Here is a 19,664-nt window from a genome sequence, read left to right as displayed (position 1 = left end):
CTTGTTTTCTATTTTTATGCGAATAATCTTGTAATTCTTACAACAAATCGACGACAGGCACTTTCCGATGACTCTTCGAATCGCAATCAATGGTTTTGGCCGTATCGGCCGTAATGTCCTGCGCGCACTGTATACCCAAGGCTATCGCCAGGATCTGCAGATCGTCGCCATCAATGATCTGGGCGACAGCTCGATCAATGCCCACCTGCTCAAGTACGACACCGTACACGGCACTTTCGACGCAGAGGTTGCCCACGATCAGGAAAGCCTGACCGTCAATGGTGACCGGATTGCCGTGAGTGCCATTCGCAACCCCGCCGACCTGCCGTGGGCTGCGCACAAGATCGACGTAGTGTTCGAATGCACCGGCCTGTTCACCGACCGTGACAAGGCTGCCGCCCATATTACCGCCGGTGCGCGCAAGGTGATCATCTCGGCCCCGGCCAAGGGCGCGGACGCCACGGTGGTCTATGGGGTAAACCATGACATTTTGCGTCAATCCCACCAGATCATTTCCAACGCATCGTGCACCACCAACTGCCTGGCGCCGGTGGCCCAGGTGCTGCACCGCGAGCTGGGTATCGAAAGCGGCCTGATGACCACCATTCACGCCTACACCAACGACCAGAACCTTACCGACGTGTACCACACCGACCCGTACCGCGCGCGCTCGGCCACCCAGAACATGATCCCGAGCAAGACCGGCGCCGCTGAAGCGGTGGGCCTGGTGCTGCCTGAACTGGCAGGCAAGCTGACCGGCATGGCGGTGCGTGTACCGGTGATCAACGTGTCGCTGGTGGACCTCACCGTGCAGTTGAAGAAAGAAGCCACGGCCGATGAAGTCAACGCCCTGCTCAAACACGCCAGCCAGCATTCGAAGATCCTCGGCTACAACACCCTGCCGCTGGTTTCCAGTGACTTCAACCATAACCCGCTGTCGTCGATCTTCGATGCCAATCACACCAAGGTCAGCGGCAAGCTGCTCAAGGTACTGGCGTGGTATGACAACGAGTGGGGCTTCTCCAACCGTATGCTGGATAACTGCCTGGCGTTGTGCAACGCCGAGTAATCCCTGGGCTGGATTGTGTGAACTGGCTTTTGTGGGAGCCGGGCTTGCCCGCGATGCAGGCGACTCGGTCGTTCAGTCAAACCGAGATGATGCTATCGCAGGCAAGCCAGCTCCCACATAAGCCTGGCTCCCACACACTCTCCAAGGCATCTCAAAGTGCCACTTGCCATTTCAGTTGATGATAAGCATTATCATTAACTGCAAATCGGTCTGGTATCACTGTGAGCCAATCTCGCTTCAACCACGTCTTCCTCACCCAACGGGTGATCCTGCTACGAACTCTGCAACGCATGGTGCATAACCACAGCACTGCCGAGGACCTGTTGCAGGAAACCTACCTGCGCGTGACTCGGGCCCTCAGCGAGCGGCCAATCGACCACCTTGAACCCTTTGTCTACCAGACAGCGCGCAACCTGGCGCTGGATCACTTGCGTTCGCGCAGGATTCAGGCGCGTACTCTGCAAGAAGACGTGCCGCTGGATGTTCTGCAAAGCGTCGCCGCGCCGGCCAGCACGCCGGAGGAAGCTACCCAGGCCGAGCAGCTACTGGAGCACCTGAGTGTCAGCCTCGGCCAGTTGAGCGCCCGCCAGCAACGGATTTTCATCCTCAGCCGCCTGCACGGTTGCAGCTATCAGGAAATTGCCGATCAGTTGGGTGTGTCCTTGAGCACGGTGCAAAAGGAACTCAAATTGATCATGGCTATCTGTGTGGGTGTGGCCGAACGGCTGGATCAGCCTTAAGCTTCACCCGACAGAGGTGTCGATCCAAGCTGTAGGAAAAATGAATAGAACGTGGCGAAGACCCGAGGAACACCGTGACGGACCCGAATAAACTGCGCCCCCATGCGTTGGCTCATGAGGTGTTGCAAGACGCGGCCATGGACCAAGCCCTCGATTGGCTGATCGCCTTGCAGTGCCCGCAACCTGGGCAGCAGGCCGCGTTCGACGCCTGGCTGGCCCAGGACCCGGCGCATGTCCACGCCTTCAGCAAGGCCCAGGCCGCCTGGGGTGACGCGCCGGTACACAGCGCCGCCGTGGCCCTCGCCGCACCGCGCAAGCCCAGCGGCTGGCGCCGGATCAGACCGCACTGGAAACCCCTGGCCACCGCCGCCATGTTACTGGTCGGCCTGTTCAGTTTCAGCAACCTGCCGGTGCGTTTGCAGGCCGACCATCTGACGGTGGTCGGCGAGCGCCAGCGTCTGCAACTGGATGATGGCTCCAAGGTACTGCTGAACACCAACTCGGCATTTTCCAGCACCATCAAGGACCACCAGCGCATTGCCCGCCTGTACCAGGGCGAAGCGTTCTTTGAAATAGCGCCCACCCGTGGCCTGCCCCTGGAAATAGACGCCGGCCCAGTGCGCGCCAGCGTGCGTGACACCGCCTTTGCCGTGCGCTACCTCAATGGCGAAGCCCAGGTTCAAGTGCAGCGCGGCGATGTCGACCTGAGCAACACGTTCGACGATGCCCGTGTGCGCCTGAGCGCCGGTGAAAGCATCCGCATCGGCCCCAAGGGTTTCGGCCAACCGGCCAAGCTCGACCCCAGCAAAGACCTGGCCTGGGTCCAGGGCCGGCTGGTATTCGAAAACTGCCCGCTGAGCGAAGTGCTGGCTGAGCTGCGCCGCTATTACCCCGGCTGGATCGTCAACAACAACGAGCAGTTGGCCAGCGTCGCCGTCACCGGCAACTACCGCCTCGACCAGCCCCTGGACGTGGTGCGCTCCCTGGCTCACATCACCTCGGCCAAGCTGTCGGAGTACCCGGCGCTGGTGATCCTGAACTAAATGAGAATTATTTTTACTCGATGTTAACCGGCGATACGTCTCGTTATAGCCAATGCAACTGATTCCTATTTGGTTCGGTTCGCAACTATAAGATTCGTATCCCGGAGCGCTCTCGATGTCCTCTCGTTTCAACCGCCGGTCTGCTTCGCCCGTTTTGTCCTTGCTGACCGCCGCGATCCTGCTGGCTGGTGCGCCCGTCATGAGCGCCACCGCCGCGGAACCTGCCGCTCGCAGCCACGCCAATTACACGTTCAGCATCGAACAGCAGCCACTGGTGTCGGCACTTAACGCCTTTACCGCAGTGACCGGTTGGCAAGTGGGCCTGCCGGCCGAACTGGGCCAGGGCGTATCGTCCCCTGGCGTGCGCGGCCCGCTGCCAGCGGAAAAAGCCCTCGAGCGACTGTTGGTGGGGACCAACCTGAGCTATCGCAAACTGGGCACCAACAACATCGTGCTGGAAAAACGTAGCGCCGGCAGCGCCCTCGCCCTGCAACAGGTGACCATCAGCGCCACCCGCAATGAACAGGATGTGAACAGCGTACCGAGCACCGTCAGCGTGCACGACCGCGCAGAACTGGACCGCCAGAACGTCAACAACATCCGTGAACTGGTGCGCTACGAACCCGGCGTCTCCGTCGGCGGCGCCGGTACACGCTCGGGTAACGCGGGCTACAACATTCGCGGTATCGACGGCGATCGCATCCTCACCCAGGTGGATGGCGTCGAAGTGCCGGACAATTTCTTCAACGGCCCTTACGCCAAGACTCGCCGCAATTACGTCGACCCGGAAATCGTCAAGCGCGTGGAGATCCTGCGCGGCCCGGCCTCGGCCCTGTACGGCAGCAGCGCCATCGGCGGCGCGGTGAGTTATTTCACCCTCGACCCGGATGACATCATCAAGCCAGGCCAGGACGTCGGTGCGCGCCTGAAGACCGGCTACAGCTCCGCCGACGAGAGCTGGCTGACCTCCGGCACCTTCGCCGGGCGTGTGCAAGACTTCGACGGTTTGCTGCACCTGAGCCAACGCAATGGCCACGAAACCGAATCCTACGATGGCAACAACGCCACTGGCCTGGCCCGTACCGGCGCCAACCCGGAAGATGCGCGCACCACCAACGTGCTGGCCAAGCTGGGCTGGAACTACGGGGACGACAACCGCCTGGGCCTGACCTACGAGAAGTTCAAGGATGACCGCGACGTCAATCTGAAAAACGCAGTGGGCGGTCCGTTCATCGGTGGCCGGGGCATGAACCTGTACCGCGACCGTCGCGGTAACGACACCATTACCCGCGAGCGCTTCGGCCTGGAAAACACCTTTGCCCTGGAGTCGCCGATTGCCGACCGCATCAAGACCAGCCTCAACTACCAGATCGCCAAGACCGACCAGACCACCGCCGAAATCTACCAGGCGGGCCGTCGCGTCCTGCGTACCCGCGACACCCTTTACGAAGAGAAACAGTGGGTCTTCGACGCGCAACTGGACAAAGCATTCAGCCTCGGTGAAACCGAGCACCAGGTGACCTACGGCACCACCCTCAAGCAGCAGAAAGTCACCGGTTCACGCGAAGGCTCGGCCTCGTGCCTGGCCATTGGCGCCGGCTGCACCGCCATCGGCGCGCCGAGCCCGCAAGCGAGCGACAGCGTGAAGAAGGCCAGCGACTTCCCCGACCCGACCATCAACACCTACTCGCTGTTCGCCCAGGACCAGATCACCTGGGACAAATGGACTTTCCTGCCTGCCGTGCGTTATGACTACACCCGGCTCAAGCCCAAGCTGACCCAGGAATTCCTCAACACCGTCAACCCGACCGGCGCCTATACCGTCGATGGCAAAGACAAGACCTGGAACCGCGTAACACCCAAGTTCGGCCTCACCTATGCCCTGACCGACAACTACACCTGGTTCGGTCAATACGCCGAGGGCTTCCGTACGCCGTCTGCCAAAGCGCTGTACGGTCGCTTCGAAAACCTCAACCTGGGCTACACCGTCGAACCCAACCCCGACCTCAAGCCAGAAACCAGCAAAGGCATCGAAACCGGGATTCGCGGCAAATTCGACGAAGGTTCCTTCGATATTGCGGTGTACTACAACAAGTACCGTGACTTTATCGACGAAGACAACGCCGTGGTCGGCGGCACCGTGGAGCAGTTCCAGGCGGTCAACATCAAACGCGCCACCATCAAGGGCGTGGAAGCCAAGGGCCGCCTGAACCTGGATACCTTCGGCGCGCCGAAGGGCCTGTATACCCAAGGCTCGGTTGCCTACACCTACGGTCGCAACGACGACAATGGCGAGCCGTTGAACAGCGTCAACCCGCTCAAGGGCGTGTTTGGCCTGGGCTACGACCAGGACAACTACGGTGGCCTGGTGAGCTGGACCTTGGTGAAAAAACAGGACCGCGTCGACAGCACGACCTTCCACGCGCCCGACGGCGGCACCGACGGCCCGTTCAAGACCCCAGGCTTCGGCATCCTCGACCTGACCGCTTATTACAAGGTGAGCAAAGACGTGACCGTCAACGGTGGCCTCTACAACCTCACCGACAAGAAGTACTGGAACTGGGATGACGTGCGCAGCTACGACAGCGTCGGCGAAGCCGGTGTGACCGGCCCGGCCAACCTCGACCGCCTGACCCAGCCCGGTCGCAACTTTGCGATCAACGTGATCTGGGACATCTGACCCATCCGCCTCACCTCGCCGCCATTACATCCGCGGCGAGGTGAGGATTTTTTACTGTGCCGCGTCTTCTTGTTCGTCTAGTTGATAACAGCTCTCTTCAGGGCATCCAGGCGCTTCTCTTCTCAAGGATTTTTTTCATGACCGCTTCTTCCACCGCAGAACGCCCAAGCCTGCGCTCCCAACGCCTGAACCAGATCACCAACGAGCCGCACACCAAGCTCGACGCATTGGTGAAGGCTCACGCGCCGTTCGAAACCCAAGCCAACTTCGCCCGTTTTGTGGTGGCCCAGTACCTATTCCAATCGGAACTGGTGGCCCTGTATAACGATGCCGAGCTGAACCAGATCATCCCTGACCTGGCCGCCCGCTGCCGCGCCGAAGCCGCCAAGCTCGACCTGGCAGACCTGGACACCGAAACCCCGGCCCCGGTTGCCGGCGCGGTGAACAACCCCAGCAAAGCCGAAGCTTTGGGCTGGCTGTTCGTCTCCGAAGGCTCCAAGCTGGGCGCTGCGTTCCTGATCAAGCGCGCCGTGGGCCTGGGCCTGAGCGAAACCTTCGGTGCGCGCCACCTGGGCGAGCCGGCCGGCGGTCGCGCCGAGGGCTGGAAGAGCTTCACCCGCACCCTCGACGGCCTGCAGTTCAGCGCCGAAGAAGAGGCTGCCGTGGAAAAAGGCGCGATCGATGCGTTTGTGCGCTTCACCGTGTTGCTGGAACAGGCGTACGCTAGCGCCCCAGAACTGGCGTAAGTGTTCTGGTAGACAGCGGTTCAATGTGGGAGCTGGCTTGCCTGCGATGGCGGTGGGTCAGCGCCAGATGTTTAACCTGATACACCGCTATCGCAGGCAAGCCAGCTCCCACACTTGGGTGCATTTCATGGCTGATAATGTGTAAACCTACCCACCAGAAAACTGCAGCATGACCGGAAAACCCCAATCCTCCTCCAAAATCGCCCAAGTCCTCTTTGGCCTGCTGGCCTACGTCAGCCTGGGGATCGGCTTGGTGGCGATTGTCATACCGGGGTTGCCCACCACCGAATTCATCCTGCTCGCCGCCTGGGCCGCCACCAAAAGCTCGCCGCGCCTCAGCGCCTGGTTGGAAAACCATCGCCTGTTCGGGCCGATCCTGTCCAACTGGCGCAATGGCAAGATCATCGCCCGCCGCGCCAAGGTCAGCGCCACCGTGAGCATGTTGCTGTGCGCCGTGCTGATGCTGGTGATGCTCGATCACGGCTGGCCGGTGTACCTGGCAATTGCCGGGATGAGCCTGGGCAACCTGTGGATCTGGTCCCGCCCCGAGCAGCTCGCACGGCCCATCTGAGGCTGGTTGTAGGCGTTTTCCTACCGCTCATCGCCTGTTCCTCATGAATTGATTTGTGACGCCGATGTTTCAGGCATGACGCCGAATGGACTTGGCGCGTTTGCGTGCATTCCAACAAGTCCATTCGTGAGTGAACCTATGTTCGACACCCTCTCCATCCGCTTGAAAATCGTGTTGCTGTCCGGCCTGTGTCTGCTGGGTGTGATTGCACTGGTGGTCGGCATCAATATCTACAACACCAACCAGAACGATCGGCTGGTCAGTGATTCAAGCTCACGAATGCTCACCGCCAGCGTGGAGCAGTTGCTGCAATCCAAAGCGGCCGAACAGGCCGGCCACTTGCAGCAGACCTTCGGCGAAAACCTGCTGGTGGTCACAGCCCTGGCCGACCAGATCAAAGACCTGCGTCAGTTGGGCACCCAACGCGCCCTTGAAGCCGGGGCCCTGCGTGAAGAGCTCAACCGCAGCGTCAAAACCGCGTTCGAGCGCAACACCAAAGTGCTGGGCATCTGGTTGTCGTTCGAACCCAACGGACTGGATGGCAAGGACAGCGAATTCATCGACGACAAGGCACGCGTTTCCAATGAAAAAGGCCGGTTTTCCAGCTACTGGAGTCGTGCTGGCGGCGAAGGCCAGAACACCATCATGGTCGAAGATGACCTGACCAAGACCACCCTCAACCTCAGCGGCACGCCCTACAACATCTGGTACACCTGCCCACGGGACACCCGCAGTACGTGCCTGCTGGACCCGTACGAAGACACGGTGGCCGGCAAACCGGTACTGATGACCACCATTTCCCTGCCGCTGATCGTCGACGGCAAAGTCATCGGTGTGGTCGGCGTGGACATCGCCCTCACCGCCCTGCAAGCGACCACCGATGCAGCGCAGAAAGACCTGTTCAAAGGCGCCGCCCACCTGGAGATTCTGTCCAGCACCGGCCTGATCGCCGCCTACAGCGGTGAACCAGCCAAAGTCGGCAAGAACCTGATCGACAGCCTCGGCGCCGAAGGCAAGGAGATCGTGCAACTGCTGGCCAATGATCGCCCGGTGATCCGTGAGCAGGACGACACCATTCGTGCGGTGTACCCCCTTAAGCCGATTGCCGGTGCCAAATCCTGGGGTGTGGTGATCAATCTGCCCAAAGCGGTGATGCTGGCCGACAACGAAAAACTGCAAGCCGTACTCGACGAGGCCCAGGCAACGGGCACGCTCAAAGCCCTGCTGGTGGCCGCCGCCGCTGGCCTGCTGGGCTTGCTGTTGATCTGGCTGACCGCTACTGGCGTGACCCGCCCTATCAATAGCGTGGCCGCCATGCTCAAGGACATCGCCAGCGGTGACGGCGACCTCACCCAGCGCCTGGCCTACGCCAAGAAAGACGAACTGGGCGAACTGGTGAACTGGTTCAACCGCTTCCTCGACAAGCTGCAGCCAACCATTGCGCAGATCAAGCAAAGCATCACCGAAGCTCGTGGGACGGCCGATCAGTCGTCCGCCATTGCGCGCCAGACCAGCGAAGGCATGCAGGTGCAGTTCCGTGAAATCGACCAGGTCGCCACCGCGTCGAACGAAATGAGCGCCACCGCCCACGATGTGGCCAACAGCGCCTCCAATGCCGCCAGCGCGGCACGCGGCGCCGACCAGTCGGCTCGCGAAGGCATGTCGATCATTGAGCAGAGCACCCGCGACATCACCACCCTGGCCGACGAAGTCAGCAAAGCCGTGAGCGAAGTCGAAGCCCTGGCGGTCAACAGCGAGCAAATCGGTTCAGTGCTGGAGGTGATCCGCAGCATTGCCGAACAGACCAACCTGCTGGCGTTGAATGCGGCGATTGAAGCGGCACGCGCCGGGGAAAGCGGACGTGGTTTTGCGGTGGTAGCCGACGAAGTGCGCAACCTGGCCAAACGCACCCAGGACTCGGTGGAAGAAATCCGCCTGGTGATCGAGCGTATCCAGAGCGGCACCCGTGGCGTCGTGGCGACCATGCACTCCAGCCAGCACCAGGCGCAGAGCAATGCCGGGCAGATCCATCAAGCTGTGCAAGCCCTGGGCAAGATCAGCGACGCGGTCACGGTGATCAGCGACATGAACCTGCAAATCGCCAGCGCAGCCGAACAGCAGAGCGCGGTGGCCGAAGAGGTCAACCGCAACGTCTCGGCGATTCGCACCGTGACTGAAACCCTCACGGGTCAGGCCACCGAGTCGGCGGCGATCAGCAGCCAGCTCAATGCGCTGGCCAGCCAGCAGATGAAGTTGATGGATCAGTTCAGGGTCTGACTCGGTTCTGAAAACACTAAACATCTGGGTGGGAGCCGGGCTTGCCCGCGATGCTGACAACTCGGTGTATCTGTGAAACCGAGTCGATGCCATCGCAGGCAAGCCAGCTCCCACATAGAGCAGAACAGTGGTGAATTACCGGCCGGGCCAGGCCTGGACGAACGGCGTCAGGTCTTCCTTCGGCGCCGTACGCGGTGGGTTCTGCGGCGTGCCCAGGTAGAGAAAGCCAATCACTTCTTCATTCGCCGCCAACCCCAGGCCTTTAGCGACATGGGCTGAGTAGGACAATTCGCCGGTACGCCACACCGCACCAATACCCTGGGCGTACGCCGCCAGCAGAATGCCGTGGGCCGCACAGGCGGCGGCCAGCAATTGCTCGGACTTGGGCACTTTGAAATGCTCTTGCACACGTGCAATCACCACCACCACCAGCGGCGCACGCAGCGGACCGTTCTGGGCCTTGTCGATGGCGGCTTGCGGTGCGTCGGCATCCTGCAGGCGAGCCGCTTCGGCCAACAGCGTGCCCATCTGTTCACGGGCGCAGCCTTCCACGGTAAGGAAACGCCACGGGCGCAGTTGACCGTGATCGGGCGCGCGCATGGCGGCGGCGAACAGCAGGTCGCGCTGCTCCTGGGTCGGTGCCGGGTCGAGCAAACGGGGCACGGAAACACGGTTGAGCAAAGCGTCGAGAGCCTGCATTGGCCACCTCCATAAAAAAATGTGCAGTCATTCTAGCGGGAAAGAATCGGGATGCCACCAAACGATAATTGCTCTTATTCAATCTGCCCTGCCCTGTTAGACTTTGCGCCTTAATTTTCTGCCCTCGTCCAGGAATCTCGATGTTCCGTGCGCTTTTGTACCTGCCTGCAGCGTTGATGGCTTTAAGCCTGACTGCTTGCGATGACGCCCCTCGCTTCACGAAAGCAGAGCCGGGTGAATCGCGGGCCGGTGGCGCGACGACGGTAAACAAGCGCGACCAGAACGCCTTTTCCCTGCCCTCGGCCAACCTGGCGCCGACGCGGCGCCTGGACTTCAGCGTCGGCAACAGTTTCTTTCGCAACCCGTGGGTGATTGCGCCGTCCACCACCACGGCGCGCGATGGCCTGGGCCCACTGTTCAATACCAACGCCTGCCAGAACTGCCATATCAAGGATGGCCGTGGCCACCCGCCACTGCCCGACGCACCCAATGCCGTGTCGATGCTGGTGCGCCTGTCCATCCATCCCTCTATTACAGAGCAGCCCGCCTACGCCAAGCTCATCGAACAGATCGGCGTGGTACCCGAGCCGGTCTACGGCGGGCAACTCCAGGACATGGCCGTGCCCGGCGTTGCGCCGGAAGGCAAAGTGCGGGTCGACTACACACCGGTCAACGTCAGGTTCAAGGACGGCACGCTCGTTGAATTACGCAAGCCCGGCCTGCAGATCACCCAACTCGGCTACGGCCCGATGCACCCCGACACACGCTTCTCGGCGCGTATCGCCCCGCCGATGATCGGCCTGGGCCTGCTCGAAGCGATCAGCGATGCCGATATCCTGCGCAACACCGACCCCAAGACCGCCGACAAAGAGGCCATCGTGGGCCGCGCCAATTGGGTCTGGGATGACGCTCAGGCCAAAACTGTCCTCGGGCGTTTTGGCTGGAAAGCCGGGCAGCCCAACCTCAATCAACAAAACGTTCACGCGTTTTCTGGTGATATGGGCCTCACCACGTCCCTGAGACCCTTCGATGACTGCACCGACGCCCAAGTGGCCTGCAAGCAGGCGCCCAACGGCAATGGCCCGCAGGGTGAACCGGAAGTCAGCGATAACATTCTGCGCCTGGTGCTGTTCTACACCCGCAACCTCGCGGTGCCCGCACGCAGGGACGTTGATACGCCGCAAGTGCTGGCCGGCAAGAACCTGTTCTACCAGGCCGGTTGCCAAGGCTGTCACAAGCCCAGCTTCACCACCGCCGCCAATGCCGCCGAACCTGAACTGGCCAACCAGTTGATCCGCCCTTACAGCGACCTGCTGCTGCACGATATGGGCGAAGGCCTGGCCGACAACCGTAGCGAATTCAAAGCCACCGGCCGCGACTGGCGCACCCCGCCGCTGTGGGGTATCGGCCTGACGCAAACCGTGAGTGGCCACACCCAGTTCCTGCATGACGGCCGCGCCCGCAACCTGCTTGAAGCCGTGCTGTGGCATGGCGGTGAAGCCCAAGCGGCGCAGCAACATGTGTTGTCGTTCAATGCCGAGCAGCGTGCCGCGTTGCTGGCGTTCCTGAATTCTTTATAAGCTTTGCCCCACTTACAGAAGGGAGCTCGACATGTTTCGTCCCAAGTTGTTGTTCACCAGCCTCGCCGCCCTGGCCTTGGGCGCCTGCTCGCCCCAAGACCCGCAAGCAGTGACCTCGGCAGCCATCGCCAAGCAAGTGATCCTGCCGACCTACAGCCGCTGGGTTGAGGCCGACCGTCAGTTGGCCGTCAGCGCCCTGGCCTACTGCCAAGGCAAGGAAAGCCTGGACACCGCCCGCGCTGACTTCCTGCACGCACAAAAAGCCTGGGCCGAGCTGCAACCGCTGCTGATCGGCCCGCTGGCCGAAGGCAACCGGGCGTGGCAGGTGCAGTTCTGGCCAGACAAGAAGAACCTGGTCGGCCGCCAGGTCGAGCAACTGGTCAGTGCCCAGCCGCAGATCGACGCCGCGGCCCTGGCGAAATCCAGCGTGGTGGTGCAGGGCCTGTCGGCCTACGAATACATCCTCTACGACGCCAAGCCCGACGTCGCCGACGAGGCCCAGAAAGCCCGCTATTGCCCGTTGCTGATGGCTATCGGCGAGCGCCAGAAAGTCCTGGCCGAAGAGATCCTGGCCAGCTGGAACAGCACCGACGGCATGCTCGCGCAGATGACCAAGTTTCCGAACCAGCGCTACGCTGATTCCCACGAAGCCATCGCCGACCTGCTGCGCGTGCAAGTGACCGCCCTGGACACCCTGAAGAAAAAACTCGGCACCCCAATGGGCCGCCAGACCAAGGGCATCCCGCAACCGTTCCAGGCCGATGCCTGGCGCAGCCAGTCGTCCCTGCAGAGCCTGGAAGCCAGCCTCGCCGCGGCTCAGACCGTGTGGGTGGGCGTCGATAACAAAGGCCTGCGGGGCCTGCTGCCGGCGGACCAGAAGCCCCTGGCCGAGAAAATCGACGCCGCCTACGCAGCGTCGCTGAAACTGTTCGCCAGCAACCAGCGCACCCTCAACGAATTGTTGAACGACGACGCCGGGCGCCAGCAACTCAACGACATCTATGACAGCCTCAACGTAGTCCACCGCCTGCATGAAGGTGAACTGGCCAAGGCGCTGGGCGTACAACTGGGCTTTAACGCCAACGACGGTGACTGATGATGCTCAGGCGACAGGCTTTGGCGGTGGGCAGCGTGCTGCTCAGCGCTATCACTTTGGGTGGCTGGACGCTGTTCAAGCACAAAGACAAAGGCCCGCTGCTGCTGTCGGCGCGCGATGATGCCGACGGCAAGCACTACGCTGTCGGCTATCGCCTGGACGGCAAGCCGGTATTTGCCACCCAGGTCGGCCAGCGCTGCCATGACATCATCAACCACCCGACGTTGCCGATTGCGTTGTTCGTCGCCCGTCGACCAGGCACCGAGAGTTACCTGATCGACCTGCGCGATGGCAGGCTGCTGCAAACCATCACTTCCAACGCCAACCGCCATTTCTATGGCCATGCGGTGATCCACAAGAGCGGTGACTGGCTGTACGCCACCGAGAACGACACCTCCGACCCTGGCCGCGGCCTGTTGGGTGTGTATAAGTTTGAAGGTGAGCGGCTGGTGCACAGCGGCGAGATATCTACCCACGGCATCGGCCCGCATCAAGTCTCGTGGATGCCCGACGGCGAGACGCTGATCGTGGCCAACGGTGGCATTCGCACCGAAGCCGAAAGCCGGGTAGAGATGAACCTCAATGCCATGGAGCCGAGCCTGGTGCTGATGCGGCGCGACGGCAGCCTGATCAGCAAGGAAACCCTGGCCCAGCAGATGAACAGCGTGCGGCACATGGGCATCGCCAGCGATGGCACCATCCTCACCGGGCAACAGTTCATGGGCCCGTCCCAGGAGCGTTCCGAGTTGCTGGCGATCAAGCGCCCGGGGCAGCCGTTCGTGGCGTTCCCGGTGGCTGACGAACAGTTGCAGGCGATGGGGCATTACACCGCCAGCGTGGCGGTGCACAGCGAACTGCGCCTGGTGGCGTTGACGGCACCTCGTGGCAATCGCTTTTTTATCTGGGACATGGACACCGCCGAGCTGCGCCTGGATGGGCCCTTGCCTGACTGTGCGGGGGTGGGTGCGGTGGCGGATGGGTTTGTGGTGACATCCGGCCAGGGCCGTTGCCGCTTCTATGACTGCCGCCAGGAAAAGTTACTGGCCACACCACTGGAGTTACCGGCGGGGTTCTGGGATAACCACCTGCACTTGGTCTAAAGACCGACGACATCAAAATGTGGGAGCGGGCTTGCCCGCGAAGGCGGTGGATCAGTCGACACCTTCAGTGACTGACACTGCCCCTTCGCGAGCAAGCCCGCTCCCACAAGGTCAATCGTTTCAACTTTGCGGCCTCATCGCTTGAGACATGCCGAACATGAATAACAGCAATTCATGGTCGGGCTTGGCCGCCACACTCGTCTTGGCAATGCGTGGCAGCAGGCATTGCCCGCCACCGTCTACCGCACTCAACACTTGTGTACGAGGTTGTTCCCATACCGCCAGGGCCAGGGCTGCAACACCCAATGCCCCGACCAGAAACAAACCTCGTGCTATTTCTAGCTTCATCTGGTTAAACCCTTGATAGCGCTGCCAAACGCCGTCTCGTAAAAGTAGCTGAGTTTTTTCCAGTCGGTATCATTCCACGACGAATGGCGACGCAATTGCAGCATGTCGTGGGACGCGGCCCGATAAGCGGTCAGGCGCTGGCGGCATTTCTCAAAGTCCAGCAAGGCCACTTCCACAGTCGCCGCATCAGGCTCACCGGTCACCCGCACGAAAATGTGCTTGATATACAGGCAACCGTGTTGCCAGCGGCCTTTGTGCATACGGGCCAAGGTGCCGGCCAACTCTTGCAGCAGGCGCTCGTGGACCGCCTCGCCATACTGTTCGCGGCCACCGGCGGCGTACCAGTTTTCAATCTCGTCGAAACCGTCCAGGGACGCGGTGACCAACAGGGCTTTCCATTGATGCTCCGGGTCGCGACGTGCTTCGCAAAACACCAGTTCCGGCACACGCACATCCAGCAAACGCAGGCCTTTGAGGGCATCGCGTTCACGCAGCACGGTCGGACGCCCAAAGGGGTGCAGCCAGCTGCGGTAAATGTGGCCGGTCTGGCGCTTGCAATAGAGCAAACGGCCGTTAGGGCTTATGACCCGTTGCACGCCACTTTCACCACCACGTCGGCGGTTGGGTTCTTCAACCCATTCACCCTGTTGACGCCAGAAAAAATCAAATCGTTCTTCGGGAGCTACATGACTGCCTACTACGCACTCAACTGCCATCCTGTTACCTCTTGCGCAATACATACACTCGCCACATGGCGTAGAGCGGTATGAAGTCCAGGGATTCCTGAACACGGAAACCGGCCTGCTCGAATTCTGCCTCGACAGTAGCAGCCGGTAACACAAACCGGTTTTGGTAACCTTCCTGCTCACCTCTTTTGCGACGACGCACTTCGCTGCGCTTGCGCTTCCAGGCCTTGAAATTACCGTCTACCCACAGCGAAATAATCACGCTGTCGCGGGTAACACGTTGAAACTCGCGCAGTATTGTCAGCCTGTGCTCTGGCTCACCGATGTGGTGCATCAAGCGCATGCAAAAAATACTGTCGACGGAGTTATCTGGTAAATCGATATCAAAGGCAGAGGTCTGCAAAGGGCGTACCCGTTTCACCACCTCTGCCGGTTGGGCAGCGGTGGCGATCTTCAACATCGACGCCGAATTGTCAGCTCCGATAATCACACGGTTGGGTTTTTCGGCCAGCAACGGCCAGAAACGTCCAGCACCACACGGCAGGTCCAACACCAGCCCCGGCTCGCCGGCCATGGCCAGCGCACCGCGCGCCAACTGCTCGTCGCGCTTGTGGGACAACCGGCGAGCCAGATTGTCCTGATGCTTGAGCAAATATTTCTGCGCGTGTTGATCGTCGTACTTGTCAGAAAATTCCAGCTTGATCGGGGAAGGCATCTTACGTCTCCAGTAACTGATGCCTACGACCTTAAGCAGCGAACTGTGATCAACAGGTCAACTCTTTGTGAAAATCTTGTCCTGTCCAATTGCATACATTTCAAGACTTTACAGAAACATTCAGTAGCACCGGGCCATCTTCGCCGAAAAGCACGCAGTCTGCATCAGCAAAACGACAGACTGAATGGTCAGGTTTTGACTGGGTTGAGCTCCACATGGAAACGGCAGCCATTAGGCTCCATGGTGCTCAGGCTCACGTTCCAACCCTGGCTTTCGCAGATCCGCTGCACCAGTGACAGGCCGAGGCCAAGGCCCTCACCACGCTTCTCGCTACCGCGTACGAACGGCTCGAACATCGCTTCGCGCTTCTCTTCGGGGATCCCCACACCGGAGTCCTCCACCGTGAAACCACTGGGCTCCAGGGTCAGGCGGATAAACCCTTGCTCGGTGTAATGCAGTGCGTTGCGCAGCAGGTTGCCCATCACCGCATGCAAGAAGGTGGTGTTGTAGCAGGTGTCCAGCGGGTTGCCTGGCAGGTAGATCAACGTCAGGCCTTTTTTCTCGATGGGCTCGCGCCAGATACCGAGCAGGTCTTCGGCCACCTGGGTGAGGTTGCCTTGGGGCGAACTGGCGGCGTCGTCGTGTTTGGCGCGGGCCAGCATCAGGAAGGTTTGCACCAGCTCGCGCATTTCTTCACAGGCACGGGCAATGCGCTCTACCTGGTTGCGACCGCGCTGATCGATGGCTGGGTTTTCGCGCAACAGTTCGCAGGAACTGGCCAGGACCATCAAGGGCGTGCGCAACTCATGGCTCACATCGCTGGTAAACAATTGCTCACGTGACAGCGCCTGGCGTAAACGCCCCAGGGTGGCGTCGAACGCCACCGCCAGTTCGCCCACTTCGTCGGCGGCGTAATCCGGCGCCAAGGGCGGAGCCAGGCCCAACAGTTGGTCACGATGACGGACCTGGCGGGCCAGGCGCACCACTGGCGCCATCACCTTGCGTGCCAGCACCCAGCCGAGGAACGCCGCCAGCGCCAGGCTGAGTACGAACCCCACCAGTACCACCGCAAATAGCACGCGCTCACGCTCTTCGAAATCGCTCTGGTCTTGCAGCAACACATAACGCCGGCCGTCGACCACTTCGACCATGGCGTGGTACGACAGCGCCTCGCGAAACACCTCATGGAACCCCGGGTCCAGATGGCGCAGATCCTTGGGCAGTTCAAAATCGCCACGCCCGCCGCTGAAATAGAACAGCTGGTCCGGCTCTGGCCGGTGGCTCCAGTCTTCAACGCTGTCCATCAGCAACAAGCGCTGCAGGTCACCGCCCAGGCCGGCCGAGATCAACTTCTCCTCTACCAGGTGCACCGTGGCGATGATGCCGATGGCGAAGGCCCCCGCCACCAACGCGCTCATCAAGGCGAAGGCGATGATGATGCGCTGGGCAAGGCTTTGCTTAAACTCCATCACGCCCCTCGGCCAGGCGATAACCCACACCGTGCACCGTTTGCAGTAGCGGTTTGGCGAAGGGCTTGTCGATCACTTGGCGCAATTGATGAACGTGGCTGCGCAGGCTGTCGCTGTCCGGGCAATCGTCGCCCCACAGGGCTTCTTCGAGAATTTCCCGGCGCAAAACGTGTGGGCTTTTCTGCATCAGTACTGCGAGGAGTTTCAGGCCTACGGGGTTGAGCTTGAGCAAGCGCCCTTCGCGGGTGACTTCCAGCGTATCGAGGTCGTAGTTCAGGTCACCCACTTGCAGGGCCCGACGCCCGCCGCCCTGGGCACGGCGCAACACCGCTTCGATACGCGCAGCCAGTTCCGACAAGGCGAAGGGTTTGAGCAGGTAGTCATCGGCGCCGGACTTGAAGCCCTGCAGCCGGTCGTCCAGTTGGTCTCGAGCGGTAAGCATGATCACCGGTGTGTCGCGGCGCGCGTCTTCGCGCAGGCGTTTGCACAGAGTGTAGCCATCGATGCCGGGCAACATGATGTCGAGCACGATCAGGTCGTAATGCTCGGTGGCTGCCAGGTGCAGGCCCGACAAACCGTCCTGCGCACAGTCCACTGTGTAGCCTTTGAGCCCCAGGTAATCGGCCAGGTTGGCGAGGATATCGCGGTTGTCTTCAACCAATAGAATTCGCATGGGCAGTGTCTCCGTACGCGGTAACGGCCGTGTTGGCTCGCGCAGCTTAAGGCCAAGCGGGGCTCAGGGATAGAGCGCAGAGCCCCGCCGATAAAGCTTTTCAACTGTTTGCAGAGCCAAACAAGTTTTTCACTATAGCTTCACAAACTGACTACAGCCCCAGGAAGAAGATCGCCCCCCATTGATCTAAGGAACATAGACATGGGTTTTTTCAAAACCGCGCCAATGCGTTATTTGCTGTTGATCACCGGTGCCTGGTTAGTGGTTTTCCTGCTCACCCGCAGTGTGCTGCTCATCACTCACCTGGATGAAGTCGGCGGCAACCTGCTGCCGGTGTTTGCCGTGGGTGTGCTCTACGACCTGGCCTTCCTCGCCTATGCAGCCTTGCCGCTTGGCCTGTATTTGCTGCTCTGCCCGCCAGCCCTGTGGCGCCGCCGTGGCCATCGCTGGTTCCTGCAAGCGGTGCTGACCGTCAGCCTGTTCGCCATGCTGTTCACCTCGGTAGCCGAATGGTTGTTCTGGGATGAGTTTGGCGTGCGCTTCAACTTTATCGCCGTCGATTACCTGGTGTACTCCGATGAGGTACTGAACAACCTGCTGGAGTCTTACCCGATCGGCAAGCTGCTGAGCCTGCTGGCAATGCTGGCGCTGATTCTGAGCGTGGCTCTGCGCAAACCCATCAATGCCGCGATGGCAGCGCCATTGCCTCCACTGCGTGGCCGTGTGATCAACGCCCTGGGCCTGCTGGTGCTCGCCGGCCTCAGCCTGCAACTGGTCAGCCAGGACAGCCCGCGCACCCAAGGCGGCAACGCGTACAACAACGAATTGGCCAGCAACGGCCCCTATCAGTTCTTTGCCGCGTTCCGTAACAACGAACTGGACTACACCCAGTTCTATAAAAGCCTGCCGACCGACGTCGTCGCCAAGCAGTTGCGCGCCGAACTGAGTGAACCCAACGCCCGCTTTGTCGACCAGGACCCGCTGGATATTCGCCGTGCCATCGCCAACCCCGGCACACCGCGCAAGCCCAACATCGTACTGGTGACCATCGAAAGCTTCAGCGCCAAGTACATGGGCAGCAATGGCGATGCGCGCAACCTCACGCCCAATCTGGATGCGTTGCGCCAACAGAGCCTGTACTTCAATAACTTCTACGCCACCGGTACGCGCACCGACCGCGGCCTGGAAGCCATTACCCTGGCAGTCCCGCCGACGCCGGGGCGTTCGATCGTCAAACGCATCGGCCGCGAAAGCGGGTTCGCCAGCCTGGGGCAACAGCTCTCGGCCATCGGTTATGACAGCGTGTTTGTCTATGGCGGGCGCGGTTACTTCGACAATATGAACGCGTTCTTCAGCGGCAACGGCTATCGGGTGGTGGACCAGAGCAGCGTGCCAGAGTCGGATATCTCGTTCAAAAACGCCTGGGGCATGGCCGACGAAGACCTGTTCAAACAGACCTTGAAACTGGCTGACGCCGACTACGCCAAGCAACAGCCGTTCTTGCTGCAACTGATGACCACCTCCAACCACCGTCCCTACACCTACCCGGACGGGCGTATCGACATCAAGTCCGGCAAGGGCCGCGACGGCGCGGTGAAATACACCGACTACGCCATCGGCCAGTTCCTTGAGGCAGCGCGCCAGAAGCCGTGGTTCGATAACACGATCTTCGTGTTCGTCGCCGACCACACCGCCGGCAGCGCGGGCAAGGAAGACCTGCCTATCACCAACTACCAGATCCCGCTGTTTATCTACGCGCCCAAGCTGATCGACGCACGGGAGTCCGCCCAACTGGCCAGCCAGATCGACCTGGCGCCAACCTTGTTGGGCCTGCTCAACCTGAGCTACGAATCGACATTCTTTGGCCGCAACCTGCTGCAAGACAACCCATTACCTCCACGGGTGGTGGTGGGCAATTACCAGCACCTGGGTCTGTTTGATGGCAAGGACCTGGCAATCCTCAGCCCGCGCCAAGGCTTGCGTCGCCACGACCAGGCCCTGGGCGAGAGCCAGGAGCTGCGCGTCGGTAGCGATGACCCCTTGATTCAACGGGCGGTCACCTACTACCAGGCCGCCAGTTATGACTACAAACAGCAACTGCTGAGCTGGAAAGCGCCCAAGGAAGAGGCTCCAGTCTTAAGCAAACGCTAATCAAAAAGCCCCGTGCAGGCG

Annotated in this window: 17 protein-coding genes and 1 pseudogene; 12 read left to right on the top strand and 6 right to left on the bottom strand. The window is 60.9% G+C overall.

Annotated elements, in window-relative coordinates; all coding sequences use genetic code 11:
• Positions 1–67 precede the first annotated feature (67 nt).
• The 8 genes and pseudogenes from gap to JJD66_RS28400 all read left to right on the top strand — a co-directional run bounded on the left by gap (position 68) and on the right by JJD66_RS28400 (position 9,126).
• Positions 68–1,069: a type I glyceraldehyde-3-phosphate dehydrogenase gene (gap, locus tag JJD66_RS05915; protein WP_057710490.1), complete on the top strand. Its 1,002-nt coding sequence runs from the start codon at positions 68–70 to the stop codon at positions 1,067–1,069.
• 221 nt (positions 1,070–1,290) lie between these two features.
• Positions 1,291–1,809: an RNA polymerase sigma factor gene (locus JJD66_RS05910; RefSeq protein ID WP_003193922.1), complete on the top strand. Its 519-nt coding sequence runs from the start codon at positions 1,291–1,293 to the stop codon at positions 1,807–1,809.
• 74 nt (positions 1,810–1,883) lie between these two features.
• The gene (locus JJD66_RS05905) at positions 1,884–2,852 is read left to right on the top strand and encodes a FecR family protein (protein WP_198715622.1); all 969 of its coding nucleotides are present in this window, start codon (positions 1,884–1,886) and stop codon (positions 2,850–2,852) included.
• A gap of 115 nt (positions 2,853–2,967) precedes the next feature.
• On the top strand, positions 2,968–5,532 hold the full coding sequence (locus JJD66_RS05900) for a TonB-dependent receptor (RefSeq protein WP_200647750.1): 2,565 nt from the start codon (positions 2,968–2,970) through the stop codon (positions 5,530–5,532).
• A 137-nt stretch (positions 5,533–5,669) separates the two neighbouring features.
• Complete coding sequence (locus JJD66_RS05895) at positions 5,670–6,278, top strand: biliverdin-producing heme oxygenase (RefSeq protein WP_198715620.1); 609 nt, start codon at positions 5,670–5,672, stop codon at positions 6,276–6,278.
• A gap of 169 nt (positions 6,279–6,447) precedes the next feature.
• A complete protein-coding gene (locus JJD66_RS05890) occupies positions 6,448–6,849 on the top strand; it encodes a YbaN family protein (protein WP_105228262.1) in 402 nt (133 codons plus the stop codon).
• A gap of 75 nt (positions 6,850–6,924) precedes the next feature.
• A pseudogene (locus JJD66_RS28405) lies at positions 6,925–8,268 on the top strand (PDC sensor domain-containing protein); the annotation flags it as partial.
• Between the two features lie 102 nt (positions 8,269–8,370).
• Positions 8,371–9,126 (top strand): methyl-accepting chemotaxis protein, encoded by a 756-nt coding sequence (locus JJD66_RS28400; RefSeq protein WP_414478961.1) that lies wholly within the window; start codon positions 8,371–8,373, stop codon positions 9,124–9,126.
• Positions 9,127–9,261: 135 nt separating this feature from the next.
• Here JJD66_RS28400 and JJD66_RS05880 read toward each other — a convergent pair whose 3' ends face one another.
• Complete coding sequence (locus JJD66_RS05880) at positions 9,262–9,825, bottom strand: NAD(P)H nitroreductase (RefSeq protein WP_034128618.1); 564 nt, start codon at positions 9,823–9,825, stop codon at positions 9,262–9,264.
• 140 nt (positions 9,826–9,965) lie between these two features.
• On the opposite strand from JJD66_RS05880, the gene JJD66_RS05875 reads away from it, so the two are divergent.
• From JJD66_RS05875 to JJD66_RS05865, 3 genes are read left to right on the top strand one after another with little or no spacing between them, the layout of a single operon-like run.
• Positions 9,966–11,405 (top strand): di-heme oxidoreductase family protein, encoded by a 1,440-nt coding sequence (locus JJD66_RS05875; protein ID WP_200647748.1) that lies wholly within the window; start codon positions 9,966–9,968, stop codon positions 11,403–11,405.
• A gap of 31 nt (positions 11,406–11,436) precedes the next feature.
• A complete protein-coding gene (locus tag JJD66_RS05870) occupies positions 11,437–12,501 on the top strand; it encodes an imelysin family protein (protein WP_020301348.1) in 1,065 nt (354 codons plus the stop codon).
• Between the two features lie 2 nt (positions 12,502–12,503).
• On the top strand, positions 12,504–13,601 hold the full coding sequence (locus JJD66_RS05865; protein ID WP_032902721.1) for a DUF1513 domain-containing protein: 1,098 nt from the start codon (positions 12,504–12,506) through the stop codon (positions 13,599–13,601).
• Positions 13,602–13,721: 120 nt separating this feature from the next.
• Here JJD66_RS05865 and JJD66_RS05860 read toward each other — a convergent pair whose 3' ends face one another.
• The 5 genes from JJD66_RS05860 to colR all read right to left on the bottom strand — a co-directional run bounded on the left by JJD66_RS05860 (position 13,722) and on the right by colR (position 17,492).
• Positions 13,722–13,949 (bottom strand): hypothetical protein, encoded by a 228-nt coding sequence (locus tag JJD66_RS05860; protein ID WP_003193932.1) that lies wholly within the window; start codon positions 13,947–13,949, stop codon positions 13,722–13,724.
• The gene (locus JJD66_RS05855) at positions 13,946–14,665 is read right to left on the bottom strand and encodes a lipopolysaccharide kinase InaA family protein (RefSeq protein WP_019817333.1); all 720 of its coding nucleotides are present in this window, start codon (positions 14,663–14,665) and stop codon (positions 13,946–13,948) included. The genes JJD66_RS05860 and JJD66_RS05855 overlap by 4 nt, the downstream gene beginning before the upstream one ends.
• Before the next feature lie 4 nt (positions 14,666–14,669).
• Entirely contained in the window at positions 14,670–15,350 is a 681-nt protein-coding gene (locus JJD66_RS05850; protein ID WP_198715617.1) for a class I SAM-dependent methyltransferase, read from the bottom strand.
• A gap of 188 nt (positions 15,351–15,538) precedes the next feature.
• Positions 15,539–16,819 (bottom strand): sensor histidine kinase, encoded by a 1,281-nt coding sequence (locus tag JJD66_RS05845; RefSeq protein ID WP_198715616.1) that lies wholly within the window; start codon positions 16,817–16,819, stop codon positions 15,539–15,541.
• Positions 16,809–17,492: a two-component system response regulator ColR gene (gene colR, locus JJD66_RS05840; protein WP_003208587.1), complete on the bottom strand. Its 684-nt coding sequence runs from the start codon at positions 17,490–17,492 to the stop codon at positions 16,809–16,811. The genes JJD66_RS05845 and colR overlap by 11 nt, the downstream gene beginning before the upstream one ends.
• Positions 17,493–17,693: 201 nt before the next feature.
• Between colR and JJD66_RS05835 the strand changes: the two genes are divergently transcribed.
• The gene (locus JJD66_RS05835) at positions 17,694–19,643 is read left to right on the top strand and encodes an LTA synthase family protein (RefSeq protein ID WP_200647747.1); all 1,950 of its coding nucleotides are present in this window, start codon (positions 17,694–17,696) and stop codon (positions 19,641–19,643) included.
• The last annotated feature ends 21 nt before the right edge of the window (positions 19,644–19,664 follow it).

Origin of the sequence: Pseudomonas sp. MF6751 (assembly GCF_016613265.1) — a bacterium.
GTDB lineage: Bacteria > Pseudomonadota > Gammaproteobacteria > Pseudomonadales > Pseudomonadaceae > Aquipseudomonas > Aquipseudomonas fluorescens_BV.
This window is presented reverse-complemented; position numbering and strand designations above follow the sequence as displayed.